3 protein-coding genes are annotated in these 5,136 nt (G+C 20.4%); 2 read left to right on the top strand and 1 reads right to left on the bottom strand.

The window, feature by feature from the left end; translation table 11 throughout:
- Nucleotides 1-598 precede the first annotated feature (598 nt).
- The gene (gene trfA / locus GJT81_RS02450) at nucleotides 599-1,453 is read left to right on the top strand and encodes a plasmid replication initiator TrfA (RefSeq protein ID WP_169785763.1); all 855 of its coding nucleotides are present in this window, start codon (nucleotides 599-601) and stop codon (nucleotides 1,451-1,453) included.
- A 130-nt stretch (nucleotides 1,454-1,583) separates the two neighbouring features.
- A complete protein-coding gene (locus GJT81_RS02445) occupies nucleotides 1,584-2,234 on the top strand; it encodes a prephenate dehydratase domain-containing protein (protein WP_169785762.1) in 651 nt (216 codons plus the stop codon).
- A gap of 118 nt (nucleotides 2,235-2,352) precedes the next feature.
- On the opposite strand, the gene GJT81_RS02440 is transcribed toward GJT81_RS02445, so the two are convergent.
- Nucleotides 2,353-5,094 carry an inverse autotransporter beta domain-containing protein gene (locus GJT81_RS02440; protein WP_169785761.1) on the bottom strand — a complete coding sequence of 914 codons (2,742 nt, stop codon included), beginning with the start codon at nucleotides 5,092-5,094 and terminating at the stop codon, nucleotides 2,353-2,355.
- Nucleotides 5,095-5,136 lie beyond the last annotated feature (42 nt).

Below are 5,136 nucleotides of genomic sequence, written 5' to 3'. Positions count from 1 at the left end.
TATGTAATTTTGATGTTTTCAATTATTGTTTTTATATGTGTGTTTTTATACAATGTAAATGAGATGTATAGTAATTTTATATTTTTAAATTTTTGTTATATAATACCTCTTTATGTTTTTTACTTAAATGAGTATATCCTTTTTTTTATATTTTTCAAGTATTATATAACAAAAATATTTACATATGTACTGTTATATTAAAAATATCTTTTCTATATAAGATTATAAAAGATTATAAAAGATTATGTATTTTTTTTTTTTTTATAAATCCCCTGAGAATCAAATAGTTATTTTGTTTTTTATATTTTTTTGCTACCTGTTATCCCGAGTTTTGCTACCTGTTATCCCGAGTTTTGCTACCTGTTATCCCGAGTTTTGCTACCTGTTATCCCGAGTTTGCTACCTGTTATCCCGAGTTTGCTACCTGTTATCCCGAGTTTATATTTTTTAAAATAAAAAAATATAAAACTTGATATTTATGATTAATTTGTATAAAATAATATTTGTGTGTTAAAATGATATTTGTTTTTAATAAAATTATTTTTTAAAACAAATAATAGTAAATTTTATAAATCAATTAAATTATCAAATATAGTTAATGTATAAATCTTTGCATAATAGAATTAATAAATTAATTAGTAAAAGTAATACTAATCTTTCTCCTTTAGAGAAAGAAAAAAAAAATTTATGGGATAGTTCTAATCTTTTAGATAAAAATAAAAGTTTTTTTATTAAAAAAATGCCTATTGTTTCAAATAATAAAAGAGCTATTCCTAATATAATGTTACGCAGTTCACTTTTTGGAGTTATTAAAAAAGGTAATAGAAAATATGAAAAAAATGTTTTAAAAACTACTCTAAATGGTATTTTCATACGTTTTACAGGTGAAAGTTTAGATCAATCTGATTTGGATGTTTGGTTAGAATGTTTGCATAGGTTAAAAAAAGTTCCTTTAGGTGAAAAAGTAAAATTTAAATCTCATAATTTTTTAAAATCTATAAATAGAAAAACTGGTAAAAGTGATTATGAATGGTTGAAATCCTGTTTAGTTCGATTATCTGTATGTGGTATAGAAGTCAGAAATGAACATTTTTTTTATATGGGACATTTATTACATGAATGGTATAGAAATGAAAAAACAAAAGATAATATAATTATTTTAAATAAAAAAATAATTTATTTCTTTACTGATGCAATGTGGACTGGGGTTTCTTTAAAAGAAAGAATGAAATTAAAAGGTAAATCATTATCACAATGGATACATTGTTTTTATTGTTCTCATACTGTTCCTTTATCTTATAAAGTACATACTTTACGTAAACTTTGTGGTAGTAATATTAATACATTATGGAAATTTAGGCAAAATTTAAAAAAATCACTTCAGGAAGTTTCTTTTGCAACAGGATGGAAATGTTCAATTGATATTAATGATTTTGTACATATTAAAAAATAAAAATATTTCATTTTTTTATTTTTTATGATATTTTTATTAGAAACATTTAAAATTTTTTATTATATAATTTATGGATAACATTATTAATACATATTTTGATTTTAATTTTAATTTTTCAAAAAATTTTTTATTGAATATAATTACTATTAATGATTTTAAACATTATTTAAAAAATATTTATAGTAATATAAGACAACATAGAAATAGTAACAATACTACAATAAGTATTGCTTTTTTAGGTCCTAAAGGTACTTATTCTTATTTCGCTACATTAACTTATATTAAAAAATTTTTTTTTAAAAAAAAATTTTTTAATATAAGTTGTAGTAATTTTACTGAATTGTTTTTTTATATGGAAAAAAATATTATCAATTTTGCTGTAGTACCTATAGAAAATAATTGTTCAGGAACAATAATTAAAGTTAATAATTTATTAAAAAATAGTTCTTTAAGAATTCATTATGAATTTGAAATATCTATTAAACATTGTTTAATTACATATACTAAGAAGTGTAATATTAATAATATTCGTGAGATTTTCAGTCATGCTGAACCATTTAAACAGTGTAGTTTATTCATTAATCAATACCCTCTATGGAAAAAACATTTTTGTAAAAGTACTGCTGCTGCAATAAAAAAAATATCTATATTTAAATCAGAAAATTTTGCTGCTATAGGAAATAGAGAAACAGCTGAATTCTATAATTTAAATGTAATAAAAACTCATCCATTATCAAATAAAATAAATAATAAAACAAAATTTTTAGTATTAAAAAAATAATAAAATTTTTTATTTATATAATATTTTAATAAAAATAATATTTTTTTTCTAAAAATCAAAATTTAATAAAATTAAAAATTTTATTAAATTTTGATAAAAAATTATAATACTAATATTATTACTTAATTTGACATACAACCGCAAAAGAAGAACTATTAATACCTTCAACTTCTTCTTTTGTTTCAAAATTATAATAATAATATAAAGGTCTAGGAATATATGCTTGAATTATCCAGCTTGAACTCCAAACTTCTGCAAAATCTCTAGTTAAAGGCCAACCAAAATTACCAAAAATATCAGCACTAGGATGTGCAGCTAAAAGAGTAGCAAGTTTAAATTTATCCGGAACTTCTCCATTTTTAATATTTTTACAATAAAATACAGCATTATCCCATGTTAAAGCTGCCCAATCTTCATTTAAATGATGACGAACAACATCACCTCTAAATTCTTGCATTAATGGTGGTCTGAAAAATTTAACACCATTTACTTCTATAATATCTGTCATATGACCATACATATTTGCATTAACAGTATCAGGACTTGTATTAACTGTATATATAAAAGAAAGTCTTTTTCTTATATAATTATCAGCAATAAAATCTATTTCAGTTTTTACCCCAATACCTTCTGGATCATACATACGTATAGGTATTTGTCCAAAACTATTTGTATAAAATAAAAATTTTCTACCAACATATAATTTATTTGTTCTTAAATTAAAAATACGTAATAGACCAGAATCGTTACGTATTTTTCCTTGACGATCTCTAATAGAAACTGTTTCTATCCTCACAGAAGCATTACCTAATCTACTACCTTTTTTATCAAAAACAAGTATAGTCATTGGTATAGCTTCACCAACTTTAGCTTTAAATATACTAGTTACAATTTGGATATTATCCGCTGAAGGATTTATTATACTAACAAAATCATGTAAATTTTTATTAATTTTTTTATTTACTTTTACTGCAAATATAATATTTGCAGTAGTTTCACTAGTAATCTCTGCAGAATATGTTCCTTTAGGATTTTCTACTATTTTAGATATATGCACATTATGTTTATCAGGCATACCTCCATTAACTATAAATTCTATATTTTTCATATTAGCAATAATATTATTATTCATATCTCGTGCTTCAAAAATAAGTTTTGCAGATTCTCTATGAACTAATATTTGTTTAGGAAAAACAGTAAATGTTGAAAATTTTTTATTTACATTAGGTCTTAAAACAGTAATATCTATATATGATATAGATTTATTATCATAAACATCAAAAACTGTTAATTTAATTACATAATGATTTTTATTAATGTTTATAAAATTATATTTTGGTAATACTAATATGTAATTATATCCTATATCTTTTTTAATATAACCATCATTTTTATTAAAATCTTCAAGATTACTAAAAAAAATATTTTTAAAAAAATTTATCATATCAATTTTTATAAATAATGAATTTTCAGTTCCTGGATAATTAATAATTTTTTTTAATACTTTTAATTTAATTAAATGTCTTTTTCTATATTCTAAAGTAATATTGTCATTTCTATTTACAAAATCATATTTATTTTTTTTTATAGAAGAAATAATTACATTATCTTTATTAGGATGAATTTGATCTTTCCAAGGAATACTAAACTGGAATTCAAAACTGACACCAAAACTATTATTGGTATCTCCAGATAAGGTTAATGTTTTTCCAGCTGAAAAAATTAATGCAGGTATTGGTCTATAAGATATTCCAGCTATAAAAATATATGGAGAAAATAATTTTTCATGTTCAAGATTAACATCTTTTTCTTTAAAACCTATATTACCATAATATCTTTCATAAGAAAATTTTAAAGTTATTTCTGGTATTTTAGGAAAAAATCCCTCTGCTTTTATATCCCATCCATTAGCAGGTCTCTCATAATATTCATTATAATTGAAAAATTTATCTATTTCAACAGGATCATTAATATCATACAAAAATGTTTTTTTTTGATCTAAATGATTCCATCCACTCAATCTAAAATAAGTGTTTGCACTTATTTTTAAAAAATCTTTCCAATATTCAATACCAATACTAGTTCTTGTATTTTCATGAAAAATATCATAATCTAAAAAATTATTTATACCTAACATATAATTTTTATTAAATTTACGAAATCCAATACCAATATTTAATTGATCTCTATTATCAGATTTATGAATGCCATTTTGAATAAAAAACAAATAATCACTTTTTTCAAAAAAAGATAAAAGTATTTTAATTTCAGAATTATCTAAAGATAGATTTTCATCTAAATTTAAACTAATTAAACTTTTTCCTTTAAGATTAAATAATCCAAATATATCTTTTATTTTAGTATTCACCTGATTATTTAATTCTTCATTAATTACAGTTAAAAAACTATCTTTTAAAAAGTCAATAATTCTTTCTTTATTGTTAAAACCGTTTTTTATTAAATTTGTTGTTTGTAATATAAAATTAAATAAATTCTTTTCGTTATAATTTGTTTTCTCATTAAGCTGAAATTGTTTTTGATATTTTTGTAAATAATTGTTATCTAATTTTTTTTCTATTTCATTTAGATCTGAAATATTATTGTGGAAATTTTTTAAAATGTTTTTTTGACGATTTTTAAGAAAATGTTTTTTTGATTTTCCATAATTTTCTTTATTAAAATGATTATTTTTTTTTTGATCATTTAATTGATTAGCTATTATATTTTGATTACTTATCAAAATAAAAAATATAATAAATATTATTTTTAATGGATAATTAAAAATTAATATTTTTTTATGTTTAAAATTTGTTATGTATAAAATTAAAAATTTTTTAAAAAAATAAAAAAGATTTTTCATTATTATTTTTCTTTTTAGACCGTTTTTGTAAATTTTTTTCAT

This window comes from Enterobacteriaceae endosymbiont of Plateumaris consimilis (assembly GCF_012563145.1).
Classification (GTDB): domain Bacteria; phylum Pseudomonadota; class Gammaproteobacteria; order Enterobacterales; family Enterobacteriaceae.
The sequence above is the reverse complement of the archived record's forward strand: the minus strand, read 5'-3'. Positions and strand labels throughout refer to the sequence as shown.